General features: G+C 42.5%; 13 protein-coding genes. 5 read left to right on the top strand and 8 right to left on the bottom strand.

Annotated elements, in window-relative coordinates:
* Positions 1-198 precede the first annotated feature (198 nt).
* Positions 199-1,326 (top strand): tRNA 2-thiocytidine(32) synthetase TtcA, encoded by a 1,128-nt coding sequence (ttcA, locus tag JMY06_RS02565; protein ID WP_201527550.1) that lies wholly within the window; start codon positions 199-201, stop codon positions 1,324-1,326.
* Between the two features lie 102 nt (positions 1,327-1,428).
* Here ttcA and JMY06_RS02560 read toward each other — a convergent pair whose 3' ends face one another.
* The 6 genes from JMY06_RS02560 to ccoN form a co-directional block, all read right to left on the bottom strand.
* Positions 1,429-2,016, bottom strand: coding sequence for a FixH family protein (locus JMY06_RS02560; RefSeq protein WP_201527549.1), 588 nt, complete (start codon positions 2,014-2,016; stop codon positions 1,429-1,431).
* A 187-nt stretch (positions 2,017-2,203) separates the two neighbouring features.
* A complete protein-coding gene (gene ccoG, locus JMY06_RS02555) occupies positions 2,204-3,613 on the bottom strand; it encodes a cytochrome c oxidase accessory protein CcoG (RefSeq protein ID WP_201615951.1) in 1,410 nt (469 codons plus the stop codon).
* A 563-nt stretch (positions 3,614-4,176) separates the two neighbouring features.
* Positions 4,177-5,331, bottom strand: coding sequence for a cytochrome-c oxidase, cbb3-type subunit III (gene ccoP, locus JMY06_RS02550; protein WP_201615949.1), 1,155 nt, complete (start codon positions 5,329-5,331; stop codon positions 4,177-4,179).
* Positions 5,328-5,510 carry a cbb3-type cytochrome oxidase subunit 3 gene (locus JMY06_RS02545; protein WP_201527546.1) on the bottom strand — a complete coding sequence of 61 codons (183 nt, stop codon included), beginning with the start codon at positions 5,508-5,510 and terminating at the stop codon, positions 5,328-5,330. Before JMY06_RS02545 ends, ccoP begins: the two co-directional genes overlap by 4 nt.
* A complete protein-coding gene (gene ccoO, locus JMY06_RS02540) occupies positions 5,510-6,148 on the bottom strand; it encodes a cytochrome-c oxidase, cbb3-type subunit II (RefSeq protein ID WP_201527545.1) in 639 nt (212 codons plus the stop codon). Before ccoO ends, JMY06_RS02545 begins: the two co-directional genes overlap by 1 nt.
* Before the next feature lie 9 nt (positions 6,149-6,157).
* Positions 6,158-7,639 (bottom strand): cytochrome-c oxidase, cbb3-type subunit I, encoded by a 1,482-nt coding sequence (gene ccoN, locus JMY06_RS02535; RefSeq protein WP_201527544.1) that lies wholly within the window; start codon positions 7,637-7,639, stop codon positions 6,158-6,160.
* Between the two features lie 1,274 nt (positions 7,640-8,913).
* Here ccoN and JMY06_RS02530 point away from each other — a divergent pair.
* A complete protein-coding gene (locus JMY06_RS02530) occupies positions 8,914-9,303 on the top strand; it encodes an SCP2 sterol-binding domain-containing protein (RefSeq protein WP_201527542.1) in 390 nt (129 codons plus the stop codon).
* Between the two features lie 150 nt (positions 9,304-9,453).
* On the opposite strand, the gene JMY06_RS02525 is transcribed toward JMY06_RS02530, so the two are convergent.
* A complete protein-coding gene (locus JMY06_RS02525) occupies positions 9,454-10,425 on the bottom strand; it encodes a hypothetical protein (RefSeq protein WP_201527540.1) in 972 nt (323 codons plus the stop codon).
* Between the two features lie 466 nt (positions 10,426-10,891).
* Here JMY06_RS02525 and JMY06_RS02520 point away from each other — a divergent pair, with 466 nt between their 5' ends.
* A complete protein-coding gene (locus tag JMY06_RS02520; RefSeq protein ID WP_201527538.1) occupies positions 10,892-12,130 on the top strand; it encodes a lipoprotein-releasing ABC transporter permease subunit in 1,239 nt (412 codons plus the stop codon).
* 162 nt (positions 12,131-12,292) lie between these two features.
* Positions 12,293-12,973 (top strand): lipoprotein-releasing ABC transporter ATP-binding protein LolD, encoded by a 681-nt coding sequence (gene lolD, locus JMY06_RS02515; protein WP_201615947.1) that lies wholly within the window; start codon positions 12,293-12,295, stop codon positions 12,971-12,973.
* Between the two features lie 191 nt (positions 12,974-13,164).
* Here the strand turns inward: lolD and JMY06_RS02510 are convergent, their stop codons facing one another.
* Complete coding sequence (locus JMY06_RS02510) at positions 13,165-13,740, bottom strand: DUF2062 domain-containing protein (protein WP_227672120.1); 576 nt, start codon at positions 13,738-13,740, stop codon at positions 13,165-13,167.
* Between the two features lie 336 nt (positions 13,741-14,076).
* On the opposite strand from JMY06_RS02510, the gene JMY06_RS02505 reads away from it, so the two are divergent.
* The gene (locus JMY06_RS02505; protein ID WP_227672119.1) at positions 14,077-17,100 is read left to right on the top strand and encodes a ComEC/Rec2 family competence protein; all 3,024 of its coding nucleotides are present in this window, start codon (positions 14,077-14,079) and stop codon (positions 17,098-17,100) included.
* Positions 17,101-17,267 lie beyond the last annotated feature (167 nt).

The raw sequence follows: 17,267 nt of genomic DNA, 5'->3' as shown, positions 1-17,267 counted from the left end.
TTTAGCAAAATTACCATCATTACAAAACCATGCGTTTTGATAGCGTTAAGTCAATTTGAGCGCATCTTTTCAATCTGTTAGCAATTTTTGCTATAATCGCTACTATTTTTTAAGTTATTGTTAGTGCTGTTGTACCTCATAATTGCACCACACTAAGCCTTTTGTTGCAAAACCATTATTATATATATCGAGTAATCTATGACTGCCGCCACCTTATTTACGCCAAAGCCCACACCCCAATCTGAGGCTGATGTTACTAACACTTATTATAAGGGTAAGGAACACAACAGCGTTGAAGAAAGTATAGAGCACGATGGTGATAACGAACCGTCTATTATTCAGACAGGAGCCACTGCTTCCGCCCGCTTTAGTAAATTACAAAAAAAGCTGCGTAGGCAAGTCTCGTGGGCGATCCGCGACTTCAATATGATTGAAGATGGCGATGTGATTATGGTCTGTATCTCAGGCGGTAAGGACAGTTATACTTTGCTTGATATTTTGCTACTGTTAAAACGTATTGCGCCGATTAACTTTGATGTGGTCGCCGTCAATCTGGATCAAAAACAGCCCGGATATCCAGAAGATGTGTTGCCTGAATACTTAAATAAGCAAGGCATTGCACATTATATTTTAGAAAAAGATACGTATAGCATTGTCAAAAGTGTGGTGCCAGAAGGTAAGACTTACTGTTCTGCCTGTTCGCGTTTGCGTCGAGGCTCACTATATAGCTTCGCTAAACAAATCGGGGCTACCAAAATTGCCCTTGGCCATCATCGTGATGATATGTTAGCCACCTTTTTTCTCAATTTATTTCATGGTGGCGCGCTTAAAGCCATGCCGCCCAAATTATTGAGCGATGACAAACAAAATATCTTAATTCGTCCGTTAGCTTATGTCGAAGAAAAAGACATCATTGAATATGCAAGATTAAAAGACTTTCCGATCATCCCGTGCAACCTATGTGGCAGTCAGACCAATCTGCAACGCGCTATTATTAATGATATGCTCCGTGATTGGGATGATGCACATCCGCAACGTTTGGCTTCTATTTTTAAAGCCATGCAAAATGTTGCGCCATCGCAACTGGCAGATCGAGAGCTATTTGATTTTGAGCGCTTAAGTTTAGATCGTGATGATAATGAGCGCTTGTTTGAGGGCGATAATATTCAAGCAGGGCAGACCGAAAGTCTAGCTGAGATTGGTTTGCCGGTTGCGCCAAAACCCCAAACCTTTAATCCGAAGTTTGCTACTAGCAACGTACAGTCAGCCGCCAATGAAAACAGTTGTCAGAAACAAAAAATCCCAACGTTCAATCCGGTGATTTAAGGGTTTATACTGCCCCTTATTGTTTTAGGTTAATCAATAAAGCCAGCTACTTGATAGCTGGCTTTATTATATTTAATGAATCAAGCAACGCTTTGATAATGTTTAGCTTTTAGCAAAAACGGGTAATGGATCGAAGCTCACGTCTGTGCGTGGTAATTTTGCCACATCCTGCAAGCGCCAATCATCTTTACCATCATGGCTAACTTGCAGATAATACTTGGCTTTGAGGGGATCTATATTTACCTGTGCACTGTATTTATTACCGCTTTGATGCTCTAGTACTACATCTCGATCTTTTTTGACATCAGTGGCATGAGAGATAGATAAATCGAGCTTATCAGGGTAGGTCAGCGCCTCGCCATTGAGTAGTTTACCGGTCTGCAGGCTTTGCTCAGGGTAATCCAAATAAAACGTAATATCGCCGTTATCTGAAAACTGCATTTTACCGTGCAAGTCTAAATCGTAAGTCAGCTTATCGCGTCCCACATCGTGATATAGCGTCTTGCCATCCATATACCAGTCGTCACGTACCACGCTATCACGGATTTGAAAAGAGTAATATACGAGCCAAAGGCAGGCAATAACCACAAAAGCTGGCATACCAATAACAAAGATGATCACCATGTAGTTTTTATACCATGGTTGACTGTCTTGGCGCTTAAAGTTCGGTGATTGAGTTGGAGTAGACATAAAATACCTATTTAATGTATTAATTTATAAACACCACTGCCAAATGCTGCCAGCTTTATGATAATTAATAATCGCCGTTAGTATAGCTTGGTTTACAAGGTGTTGCATCTGCTAAGTGACTGATAAAGCAACACTTAGCAGGCCGAAGGTTGTATTTTTCTAAAAGACAATTATCTCTCTTAAGCGTTTACTGACCTTGAGTGGTAAAGATATTTTGCTTATTAACTTTATATTTACCATCTTCACTTACCACATTTAAGGTGACGGGGGTCTGGCCTTCATCGATAATGGCGGGGTCACCGTAAATACTTACTGACATATCGAAGCTTTCACCCGGATCTAGTGGCACATCGTTAAAGCGCAGTTGTAAGCTTAGACCGTCTTGCGGCGCTAAGGTAATTTTATAAGCGTGCGCTTCTTGGGTTTTATTAGTTAGCTTAACGATATAACTGTTTTCAATCATCCCTTGAGCATTAGTTGATGACAACTGATTACGGTCACGGCGGATATCAATCTCTAATGGTACGCGATCTGTCAAGGCGTATATGACACCACCACACAACACCGCAAGCAGTGCTAAATAAGCAAATAGGCGCGGACTGAATACTCGGGTACTCTCTTTTTCCGCCAATTGACGCTCTGTGGTATAACGAATCAGGCCACGTGGATAACCAACTTTATCCATAATCTCATTACAAGCATCGACACAAGCGGCGCATTGAATACAAGCTACTTGCAGACCATCACGGATATCAATACCGGTAGGGCAGACTTGTACACACATTAGGCATTCAATACAGTCGCCTAAATTATCAGGATTGGTGCCTTTTTTGCGAGCGCCGCGAGGCTCACCGCGATCATAATCGTAAGACACAACTAAGGTATCTTTATCGAACATCACGCTCTGGAAACGACCATAAGGGCAGATTTGAACACACATCTGCTCACGCATATAACCGGCGTTAACGTAGGTTGAAAAGGCAAAGATAAATACCGAAACCCATACCCACGTTGACCAGTCAGGAAATGGAATAAATCCTATCATCTGCCAACTTTGATATAGATAGTCCGTCCCAGCGACAAAACTGACGAAGGTAGTGGCCGTAACCATCGAGAACACAAACCAAATAAAATACACTAAAAAGCGCTTAAAAGCTTTACTGAGGCTCATCGGGGCTTTATCAAATTTAATGCGTTTATTACGGTCACCAATAACCCACTTCTCAACGTGTTGATATAGATGCGTCCAAATCGTTTGTGGACAAGCATAACCACACCATACGCGCCCGGCATAAACGGTCACCATGAATAAGGTAAAAGCTGCAATAAGCGCAAAGGCGGCGATAAAATAAAAATCTTGGGTTAAAAAGGTCATGCCAAAAATATAATAATGCTGCGATGAAACATCAAACCATATTGCCTGTCTACCGTTGTAACGTAGCCACGGCAAAAGTATAAATGCTGCTAAGAGCGCGTACATAACAATAAGACGTATATTTTGATAAAAACCCTTTACAAATCGAGGATGAATTCGATGTTTGGTCGCATCGAGATCGATTTGTTGGACAGGAATTTTATTAGATGGTTGTGCTGACATAAACTTGCCTCTTTAAAAAAAGAATCAGTCTGCTGGCATGAGTAACGAACATCTATTATAGAATATAAGATGCGTGAGCTTGCGCTGTTATCAATGTCAGTAAGTAAAGGAAATCTAGTGCATAATAAATGCGAATTTGCTTCCAACTACCGAATGAGCGATTATAAATAACTGGTTTTAGTAATGATAATTTTAACATTACTCTTATTATAAATGGGGTAATAATCTGAAAAAACAATCATTATATGACTATAAATAATGATAAGCAGCCCATATAAGGCCTGCTATTAACGCTAAAAAAATGTCAAAAAACCTGAATATATAATTCTGTCTCTTAATAAGTGAAAACAAACCTGTTATTAAAAAATATTAAGTAATAATTTCAAGAAATTTACTTAAAAAAACTTATTGGAGAACGGCTAGTTATAAGGCATTTAATCAAAATCACCTCACTAAAAGCATTTAAATAAAAAAGGAGAACTGTAATGACAGTTCTCCTTTTTTTAAGTCCTACAATACCTATAATAAAGCTTGCTATAAAACATCTAGCAACTTAAGTCATCTTAGTTAGCACTATCTGCTGTAGGTGCTACTGCTTGGGCAGCAGTTACATTTGCAGGAATAGATGCCTTAGTAGTTGTAGTTGGGGCTGTTTTATCTGATAGCGAGTAAACGTAAGCGGCAAGTAACATGATACGCTCGTTACCTAGCTTAGTTTCCCATTCAGGCATAACACCCGCACGACCATAACGTAAGGTTTCGCGTATGGTTTCACGATCGCCGCCATATAACCAGATGTTATCAGTCAAGTTCGGAGAGCCAGTAGACGTCATACCTTTAGCATCTTCACCATGGCAAAGCACACAGTTAGTAGGTTCATGAAATATCACCTCGCCCTGAGATACCATTGTTTTATCAAGGTCATAGCCTTCTTGGTTACCAGATATTGATAATACATATTCAGCTACCGCACGCACGCCACCTTCACCGATCTGATCACGCCATGCTGGCATACCACCAACACGACCATTGTGTAACGTGGTTAAGATGTTGGTAGCTTCGCCGCCATACAACCAATCATTATCGGTTAAGTTAGGATAGCCGGGTGCACCTTTAGCGTTAGAGCCGTGACAAACCGAGCAGTTCTGTAGGAACAAGCGACTACCCACTTTTAAGGCATTTGGGTTTTCAGAAAGCTTCTCAACTGCTGGTGCAAGCTCTGCAATCTTCTCATCAATTTTAGTTTGTAGATCTGCCGGTGGTGCCTCACTACGACGCATGGTTGCTTGCAGCTCATTTAGCGTTGCCAGAGTCTGTGCTGCGCCAGTGGCATCAGCTTTTACCAAGATATTTTTTTCAAAGTTATCGGTAAATACTTTGTTGTTGCTCTCAAGGTCACTGAACAACTCATTATGAGATGTCCATGGCACTGTTTCGCCATCGACTTCTACGGTTGCGATACCATCCCAGTGTGCTGGGAACATAGCGGGAAAGAATACCCAATAAGCAACAGCCCAAACGATTGAGCCGAAAAATATAACCAGCCACCACTTAGGAAGTGGCTTATCGTATTCTTGGATACCATCGTAGTTATGACCTGTGGTGCCGTCTTCGTCTATTTCTGGCTTATACTTTAATACCATTAATAAGACACCAAGGATACCTAACCAACACATAAAACTTAGTACGGTAATCCAAGTACTCCAGAAAAATGTCATCGTTCATCCTTATTGCGCTGCTCTTCAGGTAAGGTTTCTTTATCCTCATCATCAAGCGCAAGTTGTGCATCTTCTTCGAAGCGTTTTTTGTTTTTTGGCGAATATGCCCACCATGCAACGCCTACGAAGGCAATAAAGGCAGAGACGGTCGCAATCGCTTGTAATTCACCAATACCCATTAGCGCTGTCCTTCCATTGCGGTACCTAGCTGTTGAAGATAGGCAACTAAAGCATCAAGTTCAGTGGCACCGAGAACAAGGTCAGGAGCCCCTTCAATATCATCTTCAGTATAAGGCACACCGAAACGGTCGCGGAATAGACGCATTTTGGTTTGAATGTTTGAGCCGTCGACTTCGTTAGTAGCAAGCCAAGGGAAACCTGGCATAACTGACTCAGGCACCAATGAACGTGGGTCCATTAGATGTTGTCTTTGCCAGTCTTCAGAGTAACGTCCGCCAACCCGTGCTAAATCGGGACCAGTACGTTTTGATCCCCATAAGAATGGATGATCCCACGTGGACTCAGCCGCACGCGAGTACGGTCCGTAACGCTCAACCTCCGCCCGTAGCGGACGAATCATTTGGGTGTGGCAAACGTGACAACCTTCACGAATATAGATATCACGACCTTCAAATTCAAGCGCGGTCCACGGCTCCATAGAGGGTAGGGGAGCATTCACCCCGTTCTCTTCAGCGCCTCTTTGATCATATATCAGCGGTACAATCTCAACTAGCGTTGCAAAGCTAATAGCAATAACGATAAAGATGACCAACAAGCCTGTATTTTTTTCAATAATCTCATGCGGTGTACCAGCCATGATCGCTCCTTATACTTTAGCTGTCGAGGTTTGATCGACACTAGGTTCATGATCAGTTGGATCAGCAGTATCTACAGGCTTACCTTCTGGCATCTTGAGCGTTTGATAAACGTTATATGCCATAACGAACATACCTGATACATAAAGCAGACCACCAAAAGCACGGCCTATATATGGAAAATGTGAGAACTCAACAGTATCAACGAAACTATATACCAAGGTACCGTCTGGGTTAGTGGCAAGCCACATCATGCCCTGGCCAATACCTGAGATCCACATTGATACGATATAGAAAATAGTACCCGCTGTCGCCAACCAAAAATGCGTAGTGATTAAACTAATAGAGTACATTTTTGGTTTATTATAAATACGCGGTAACAGTACATATAGCGAACCAATGGTAATCATACCAACCCAGCCAAGCGCCCCTGAGTGAACGTGACCGATTGTCCAATCAGTGTCATGAGATAGCGCGTTGACCGTCTTAATTGACATCATTGGGCCTTCGAACGTTGACATCGCGTAGAACGACAATGCCACAATCATAAAGCGAATGATCGGGTCAGTACGCAGCTTATCCCAGCTACCTGAGAGAGTAAGAACACCGTTAATCATACCGCCCCAAGATGGCGCGAATAGGATAATAGAGAACACCATTGCTAATGATTGCGTCCAATCTGGAATCGCTGAATAATGTAGATGGTGACCACCTGCCCACATATAAGAGGCAATCAGTGCCCAAAAGTGAACGATAGACAAACGGTAAGAATAGATAGGACGGCCAATCTGTACCGGGACAAAGTAATACATCATCCCTAAGAAGGCAGCCGTCAGATAGAAGCCTACCGCATTATGCCCCCACCACCACTGCACCATCGCATCGGTCGCACCGCCAAATAATGAATAAGACTTAAACGCACTAACAGGAATTGCCATACTGTTGACGATATGCAATAGTGCAATCGTAATAATAAAGGCCGCAAAGAACCAGTTAGCAACGTAGATATGAGAGGTTTTACGTTTGATGAGCGTACCGAAGAAAACAATGGCATAGGAAATCCATACCAATGCAATCAGAATATCGATGGGCCATTCAAGCTCAGCATATTCTTTGGTCGAGGTTAACCCTAAAGGCAGGGTAATCACGGCCGATACAATAACCGCCTGCCAGCCCCAAAAGGTGAACCAGGCTAGATAAGGAGCAAATAACCTCGTCTTACAGGTACGCTGGACGATGTAGTAAGACGTTGCGAACAGGGCAGAACCACCGAACGCAAAAATAACGGCGTTAGTATGCAGTGGTCTGAGACGACCAAATGACAGCCATGGAATGTCAAAGTTAAGTGCTGGCCATACTAACTGTGAAGCGATGAACACACCAATACTCATGCCTACGATGCCCCATACTACGGCCATGATCGTAAAAAATCGTATGATGGTGATTTCATACTCACGGTCAACTGGGGCGACTGCTGTGTTTTGTAAACTCATTGGATGATTCCTTTACAGCCCGAATTATCAACAGAATTAACTAACGCTCCGCGGCATCAGTGTTATAACAAGGCAATGTTATAACAAGATGTCGTCCGCGACACATGCTGTTATCTGACTTACTCATTACCGTAACGGTTTATTAACTATCAGCTTAGTTATTATCTACCAGCTTGTGTTTTCGCTGATTATCAGCTGCTGCTGATAGGGGTGTGCGGCGCTAAATGCATGGCGCTCACTATTAAGCGGGGATAGGATAATTAATACATCGTTAAGGTGAATAAGAAAACACGCCGACTTTGAGCATCAAACCTCTATTGAGGATAAGTATTTATCTTTATAGGTATTTATTAATATAAATACTAACGAAGATAGGTACCTATGATGTTAAACACTGACATCCATCTGATTAGCAGAATAACCCATTAACCACAGAAGTATGCAAGCGACGGCTGATAAAAACATGTTTACGTAATCTTTAGTTAAAACTATCGACTCTGTTTAAGGTATTGTAACGCAATATTAAGTAAATATCATCAGAACTATGCGCCAAAATACAAACTCTTTGGTAACTAATTGGGTCTGCAACCTTTGCAAATAACATAGCAAGATGGCTGTAAACCTTTCTATTTATAATTAAAATTACGATTTAAGGCTTATTCAAAAGTAACATTCGCATTAGAATCGCTCGAAGGCGTGAGGCCTCTACGAATAAATTCATTAACATTGTTTATTAACACATTGATAACAATATAATGTCACTCATGATACGCCTATCAGGTAGAGAAGTTAAGACAAAATTTATCAGATAATATCGACTTAGAGGACTTAGAGATAGTATCGACGCATTTTTGCAACCATACTGTCATGTACTAATAAATATAGTATCTTAACAAAACAGATGGTTAGTGGCACGTATCATAACAAAAAATTCTAACATATCAATACAATATGTAAGGTATTGCTCTCCTAAGTTTTATTAAACAGAAAATAGCGGCTTAATAGACCATCAAAATATGAGAGTTTGTAACAATTTAGCAAACAGCGTGAGTTTTAGGTTTTACTTATTCTAAAACAGCGCCATAATAAGAATGGGTTGCATTACTTACTGAGCTCACGGATTTTAATAATACCATCAGTAAGTACTGTTCAGTCCAGTAAACAGTGTCCAAACACTTTTAAACAATAACTTTTAACAGTAGTGATATCGGCATGGATGCAGCCATTTATCGTGTGGGCGTGTATCGTGTTTGACAGTCACCTAGGATAATAATATGGCAGTTTTTTTGACGGATGAATGGTTCGAGCAAGTTGCAGAGTTTGGTAATGAGGCAGGTGAGCTAAACTTGCCACCAGCTTTAGCCAATATGGTTATTAATCTAAAAGTCTCTAATGGCGAACAAGATATCGATGCCAATTTTGCAGATGGTCTATTACATCGTGGACTGAATACTGATGCGACTACTACCTTGCTGCTTGATCGCGATGTGTTGCAGTCTATCATCACTAATTTTGATATGAACGAAATTATGGGCGCATTTATGAGCGGTCAGATTCGCGTTGAGGGCGATATGTCACAGCTGATGGCGTTACAGACCGCACGCCCAAGCTCAGAGCAAAAAGAGCTGTTCAAACGTATTCGTTCAAATACTACTATGGCTTAATACTGTTAAAGCAGTAATGTAAGCGAATGAGATAACCAAAAAAAGCTCCTAATATGTATTAGGGGCTTTTTTTATCAAAAAACTATGGTGCTGATAGTCTTATAAGGCGGTGTTACAAAGCAGTGATTTAAAACAATTCACTTTAGCCAGTTAGCTGGCTTGCGACTGTGATTTTGTAGCTTGATTTTCTTTATATATCGCCGCTTGTAGCCAAATATTAGCTTGCACGTAATCATTAACTTGGATGGCTTGCGTGCCCGCCGTACTCATCGCACCCATCCGTACTACGAATGGATCGGCATTTTGCTCACGTAATATCACCACGTCAAATAAAATGACAGGCTTACCATTAAATAGGGTTTCTTGTTTGCCCAGAACCTGACCTTGGCACCATGCTTCATCTTCTTGGCCCAAGGTATCACCGAACAGATAGGCGCACATATGCCCCAAGTTAATCTCTACTGGGGCCATCTGCTCTTTGGTTTCAGGTTTCCAATCTTTAATCCGAGCTTGGATATCGTCTGGTACCTGTCCGTCATTAGCGGCAACAATATCGTTGAAGGCGCGATGATAACGGATGGCCTCGACGTCTTCGACCATGATGACTTCATCCTGCTCGCTTAGCGTAATTTCGTGTGCCCAACCGCTGAAATTTACATAATAGGAGGTGTCTTGTTGATATAAATGGCGATTGGCGGTATAAAGTTGATCGAAGGCATAAATGACACTGCCGTCGGATGTACGCAGCCGCAGTACCGCATCTTGCGTTTTTTCATTGACAATCACGCGCTCAATGCGACCTGTAAGGCCATAAGGGCTATTGACACAAGGGTAGGCATTAACGAAGCATTCAGGCTTGCCGTCTTTCATTGCCAATACTTGATTGATATGACACGGCTGATTTTCTGAAAGTAGCAAGCAGCTGTCTTTGGCACTGACATTGCTATTGAGGCCTTTAGGCATTGCTGCCTGCTCGATCATTTGTTGTAACCACTGCGGTACATCGTGACTCATATCATCGGTTAAAATACGCCAATGGTCAGCATGTCCGGCAGTTTGCTCGTCAGTTAAGATGACTTTGGTAGGAGCCTGTACGTTTTTATATTGATAATTGATGGTCATGAAGATACTCAAAATTAAATCAGCCATGAAGTTTGAATACTAAACTGTCGTTGCTCGTCTATCAGCCAATATGTAAAACGTTATTGGTCGATCGCACATCGCAACGTCATTAGTAAAGAGTAAACAAACCACAATGATGGGTTAATGACAATTGTCCCTAGCATACAATATATAGGTATAGACACAGCTAATAGCAAGCCCCTCACAAAAAATAATAACAAAGCAAGCTGTTTTATTAAAAAATACGCGCAGTTTTTGCTAATGACTGGCACATTTTAGATAAATTGTGTCAAACTAGCTCCCTTTTGACAGCTACAGTTAGACCCATAACTGACCTGTCTAAAACCATATCTATGTTTCAGCTCACTATTAGTATGAGCTTTGATGGCTTGGCGTAGCGCAGTTTTGAGCGCTTATGTTTAAGTATATATAAGCTCTACACATGAATAAGACAAAGAGTGTGAATATGTTTCGTCCTTTAGCATTATTTATAGGCCTACGCTATACCCGAGCAGAGCGCAGTAACCGCTTCATCTCTTTTATATCGCTGATCTCGATGATAGGTTTAACCCTTGGAGTTGCGGTGTTAATCACCGTATTATCAGTGATGAATGGTTTTGATCGCGAGCTAAAAACCCGAATTTTGGGCATGGTCCCGCAAGCAACGGTGAGTGCAACCGAGGTCATCGGTGACTGGAAACAGTTGGCTGACCGCATTAAAGAAGAAGATCCAGAGGTGGCCGCAGTCGCGCCCTTTATTCAGCTGCAAGGTATGCTGACATCAAACGGTCAGGTTGCAGGAATCATGGTCACTGGTGTGGATCCTGAATACGAAAAAAATGTCTCGATTATCAATGAGCATATGACTGAAGGTAGTATTGATACGCTACAAAGTGGTGACTTTAGTATTGTCCTCGGTGAAGAGATGGTGCAATCGTTAGGGTTACGCCTTGGTGATAAAGTCACCTTGGTGCTGCCCGAAGCGTCACCCTCTCCAGCTGGAGTGATACCACGCTTTAAGCGTTTTACCTTGACGGGGATATTTAGCATCAGTCCGGAAGTGGATAGCTTAATGGCCTTCATTCCTATGAACGATGCTGCTAAATTGCTGCGTCTGCCGGAAGGGGCACAAGGTATTCGCCTGAAGCTTAATGACATTTTTACTGCGCCGATAGCGGCACAAAAAGCAGCAGCGATTGCGCCTGACCATCTGTATCCGAATGATTGGACGCAAACTCACGGCAATCTATTTGGTGCGATCCAAATGGAAAAGGCGATGGTCGGCTTGTTGCTGTTTTTGATTATTTTAGTAGCAGCGTTTAATATTGTCTCAAGCTTAGTCATGCTAGTTACAGATAAAAAAGCAGACATCGCTATCCTAAAAACCTTTGGTGCCTCTCCGCGCCTGATTACCCAAATATTTATGGTGCAAGGGGTCGTTATCGGCTTTATTGGCACCATCGCTGGTACGATACTCGGTATCATATTTGCACTGAGTATCGGTGATATCCTCGGCTGGATTAACCAGAGTTTTGGTCTGCATTTATTTGATGCTTATTTCATCAATTATCTGCCATCAGAGTTGCGCTTGGTTGATGTGGTGCTGATTACAGGTGCATCATTTGTACTGAGTTTCTTGGCGACTATTTATCCAGCACGTCGCGCTGCTAAAATTCAGCCAGCCCAAACGTTGCGCTACGAGTAAATGACTACTAATGGTTGAATAACTCATTATTAAATCAGTTTAATGACAGCTTAGAATCAGCATTGGTTAATTGATTTAGCTTTATTGATTGTTCATTATCACTTATCAATAGTAACCATGCTGTGATTAAGTACGAATATAAGTATAAATAGAGGAAACGCTATGTCTGCCATTTTAGAGGCGAGCAATATCAGTAAGATATATGATGAAGGTGCCGTGCGCTCGCAAGTGTTGGCTGGTCTAGATTTGACCGTCAATGCCGGTGAACGCATTGCTATTGTCGGTAAAAGTGGCTCGGGGAAAAGTACCTTGCTGCACTTACTGGGGGGGCTTGATACGCCAACTAGCGGTGAGGTCTGGTTACATGGTAAGTGCTTAAATCATATGAATGAAACTGAACGCGGCGCCATGCGCAATCAGTACTTGGGTTTTATTTATCAATTTCATCACCTCTTAGCAGAGTTTACGGCAATAGAAAACGTTGCTATGCCGTTATTGATGCGCCCAAACGTCTCGACCGCTGATGCACGCAAGCAAGCGGTTGATATTTTAGAAAATGTGGGCTTGGAACATCGTTTAGAGCACCGACCCGGTGAGCTATCAGGTGGGGAACGTCAGCGTGTTGCCATTGCACGGGCTTTGGTGACTAAGCCATCGCTGATCTTGGCGGATGAGCCAACGGGTAACTTGGATTATGATAATGCCCAAAGTGTCTTCGGTCTACTCTCAGAGCTACAGAGCACCATGCAAACCGCGCTATTGATGGTCACCCATGATCGCAATTTGGCTGAGCTGGCTGACCGTCAATTACTACTACGTAATGGGTATTGGGAAGATTATTAAGTACATATATAGATCAATAAAAAAGCTATTGAGTGGATATACGGGTAAGTCAAAAGGTTTATAGGTAAAAAATTTAGCAAAGGTGTCTCTCTTATAGTGTCGATAACTATCGAGGTGAACACACCTTTAAATAGAGTAATCTTACTTATGACATCTGTTTGTCAGTATCATGGTTAAATATCAAATATGGCTTAATCTTTAGGTGGTTTATCCGTAGGCTTGTGCTGGCGCTTTTGCCAGCTAGTGATTGTCTTGTAACGCCAAATCGCCTTAAATGCCAGACCGCAGATAATACTGGTCACAATTGCCAGTATGAACAAACCCAAACAAAATGCAGTCAAAGATACGGTGCCGCGATAGGTGACGAATGGATTGGCACCATCGGACAATACCCATAGGCTAAAGTCAGTAATCATCCTGCCAATCAGCCGTAAGCTTATCATTGGCACGTCAATAATCTTGGCACCAATATAGTAGCCGGCATAGAACACAGGTAGGGTAGTAATTGGGTTGGTAATCCAAGTCAGTCCAAGCGCCATCGGAACATTAGCACGAAAAATTAGCGCGCCGATTAAGGCCAGTAACATCTGTCCTGGCAGCGGAAAAAATGCACTGAGTACCCCGATATAAACCGCTTTGTTCAAACTATGACGATTAAATTGCCACAAACGCGCATCGGCCAGATGTGGTGCAAATAGCTTTAAAGTGCGACTTTCTAGGATTTTTTCGGGCGTGGGTAGCAGATCTTTAAGACGTTTTTGGGGCACAGGCTTGCCTTTAATCATTAACTACTAGCCACTCGGCATAATGTGAGTGGCTAGTATGCAAACAATATCATCAGTGAAAAACAGTATCGATAATAAGGATGGGACAGGGGGCAAATCAATGCATATTAATGCCGCCAGAGGTTCAATCAGTATAGGGCAATCTAGTAAGGAATGCTATTGTTGGGCGTAATGGAAGTTAACATTATAAGGATCATCACCAAAAATAACCTAAAGCTTATTTTAACGGTAAGGCACGGCTATAGATAATCGTATTTAGTCTTTTAGAGCATCAGATTTTATAACCTTAATTTTTAGATACGCAAACAAGGAGCACTGGTGTACGGGTTGATTGGTATTTTCATAATAACCGTTATGATAGGTACGTTGGCAGTCGCCAGTAGCATGGGGTTGCCGGACAGTGATTTGCTAGTCAGCATGAGTGCTTTCTCGCTTTTGCCGCTGTTGCTTATTATCGTCGCCATTCTCTTAATCGTTATCAGCCAGCGTGGCGCATCACCACCTGTGGCTACCCATTCTTCTTTTTCAAAAAGTCGGCTTTCCGTCCTTCGTTTATCCTTTCGCGCTTTTCATTATTTGCTAATAGCGCTATTGACCAGTATTTTAATTATTGGTAGTGCATGGCAAGTATTAAGCCATCATCAGCAAGCAGAAACCACAAAAATCACTGAGCCGATGCGCGTTCAAGCGTGGGTGACTATCGAAGGTATTAGCGACAGCGTTTATGATCCAGAAACTAATAATGGCTATCGGCAAGTGGCAATATTAAGAGCGCTTACGCCATTGGTAGCGGAATTGAGCGATGAAGACTTAAATGCAAACACTCTAGAGTATATAAAAAATAATAGCTCGGATAATGACAATACTAAAAATATTAAAGTTGCCAAATATAAAACATATCGCATCTTACTAAACGCCTATCCTAAAAATAATAAGGCTGATACCAAGCTAGCAACCTTAAACGGTTTACAGCCCGGCGCTCAAATGCTGATGACTTTAGCACTTGCGCCGCTAGAAACGTCGCAAGAAGCCCTTAATAATCCGTCAGGTTTTGACAGCTATCGCTGGCTGCGGGCGCGTGATATTGATGGAGTGGCCAATGTGATAGCAATGGGTGCTCCTGTTAATACGGTTGGTGATTCGTCGACGCTGCTGACGTTTTCTGACTCTTATCTGCACTCTCTACGTGTGACCATTGATCAATGGCGTTGGCAATTGCGTCAGCATTTTTATCAAGATTGGCCGCAGAAAACCACCGCCCAGCAGCAAGCCCGTGCGGTGACGCTGAGCCTATTAACTGGCGACCGCAGTCTCATCAGTCATGAGACTAAAGACTTATATCAGCTGGCAGGTATCTCTCATTTACTAGCCATTTCTGGTACGCACGTCCTATTTTCGGCGATTGTGCTGGCTGGTTTGGTCACGTTATTGATTGATAAAAGAGGGTCAGTATTGTATCGCACTATCCCCCGTTGGCAGGTGCGCTGGTGGGTAATGATTGGCGCGGCCTTTATTTATGCGCTGTTTACAGGGTTTGATGTGCCGGCGGCGCGAACGGCATGGATGTTACTGGCTGTTGGGGCAGTACGATTGACTTTGTTGCCCATCAGTACGATGCGCGTGTTATTAGCACTGGCAATAGTGATGGCGTGGTTCGACCCTTACGTCTTATGGCAGGCAGGCTACTGGCTGTCCTTTATCGCGGTGGCATTGCTTTTAAATTACGATGATGGGCGACAGGCACAAGCCAAATTATCCGCTCAACATCAGCGTAAACATAACCTTAATAGACAGCACTCTAGAACGGACTTAATGCGTACGAAAATTTGGTCGCTATTTAAACGAGTTTTTAAGCTGCAATGTTGGTTGTTTATCGCTCTATTACCGATTACCTTATTGCTATTTGGCAAGGTGTCCCTGTGGGGCTTAGTCATTAACTTGTTTGCTATTGGTCTGTTTGGCTGGGTTATTGTGCCGCTTAATTTACTGGCAGGGCTGTGTTATCTTATATTTCCAATAGCCGCTGATAGTATTTGGACATTGGTGAGTACAGTCGTTGCTAATTTACACGAACTGATAGCGTGGCTGACGGGGTTACCCGCGCTCAAGGGCGCATGGTTATATACACCGGTTAATACCGGCATGCTACTGATGGCTTTGTTGATTATGCTGCCTTGGCTGCTACCGCGTGGACTTATTAGTCGCTGGTTGGCATTGCCGCCGCTGGCTCTGCTAATGATGACGGTATCCAGCAATCAGCAGGCATTATCCCTGGCGCCAACGTTATATATTTTGCCTACAGGCGACCGTTATGTGACCGCTGCGGTATTACAGTATCCTATTAACAATAATAAAATTAATAAAGATAAGCTTAATGAAGATAATCAACTTGAAAAGTCGTCAGTTTCGGGTAATGTTAGCTGGCTATTTTTAGCCAACCATCGTCCACATGATATGCGAACTATGCCAAGCTCACTGAATGCGGACAAGCTGTCTGAGACATTAGAGCAGCAACTGCGTACCTTAGCTATTAAGCATCTAGAAGGTATAGTGGTACAGACAAGCGTTGCAGCATTAACCAGCCCTTTAACCAATATATTGCCAAATAAAAAACCTAAAGAAAAAAATATTGCTTCGTCGCCTGAGCTGCTACCGATGACGGTTGCCCAATTAATCCAAAGTTTGCCAACCAATCACTATTGGCAAGCGGGACGTAGTGAACGTTGGTCAACACTGCTGCAAACTTATCTGAATGACAGCTCGTCTGAAACTAGAGCTTTGATAAGTGCTCAACGCTGTGAGCAAGGTAAAATATGGCAGCTGGTCAATGGCGATTTAACATTGCAAGCGATGACCGGCTGGCACAAAATAGACGATGCCAGCGTTTGGGATTGTACGCTAGCCATTGATAGTGATATGCCCATTAATATTGTCCGGTATAATGGCGTTAATCCACGGCAGTCCCCAAATTTGACGGCGCAAAAATTAGCGTTATCTACTGCGCCACTAGAAGAAAACTTAGGCCAAGCGCTAGAGCAATCAGTAGTAAAAAATAAGCAGAATGCTGATCAGAATTTAAATCAAAGCAAGCGCTCTCAGTCACGCCTTATTCTTGATGCCGCTACTCATCCACGCATTTGGCAATTGTGGTCATTGTTATGTACCGCTAAGCCGTTTGCTATTAGTAACGCTTCTGAGCATACGATAACGTGGCTCAGTCACAGTAGTTCACCAGTGTCTGCTGAGATATTAACGACGCAAAGAGTAGGCGAGGTGATGACTTATGATAATGAGCCTTTAGAAGTTGCATTGTCCCTTGGCACAGAGTCTCAAGTCAATTGAATAGGCACAAATAACGCAACAATAACGTTACATTTTATAGTTTCTCATGTGTCTACTATTGAACCGTGACCAAAATAGCACCATACTTAGTAGCTAATTAAAATAGAGTGCCAATATAGTTAAAGACTTGATGTTTTAAGCTGTATTTATGCTTTTATAGCCGCTCT

This window comes from Psychrobacter urativorans, assembly GCF_904846675.1.
GTDB lineage: Bacteria > Pseudomonadota > Gammaproteobacteria > Pseudomonadales > Moraxellaceae > Psychrobacter > Psychrobacter urativorans_B.
The sequence above is the reverse complement of the archived record's forward strand: the minus strand, read 5'-3'. Positions and strand labels throughout refer to the sequence as shown.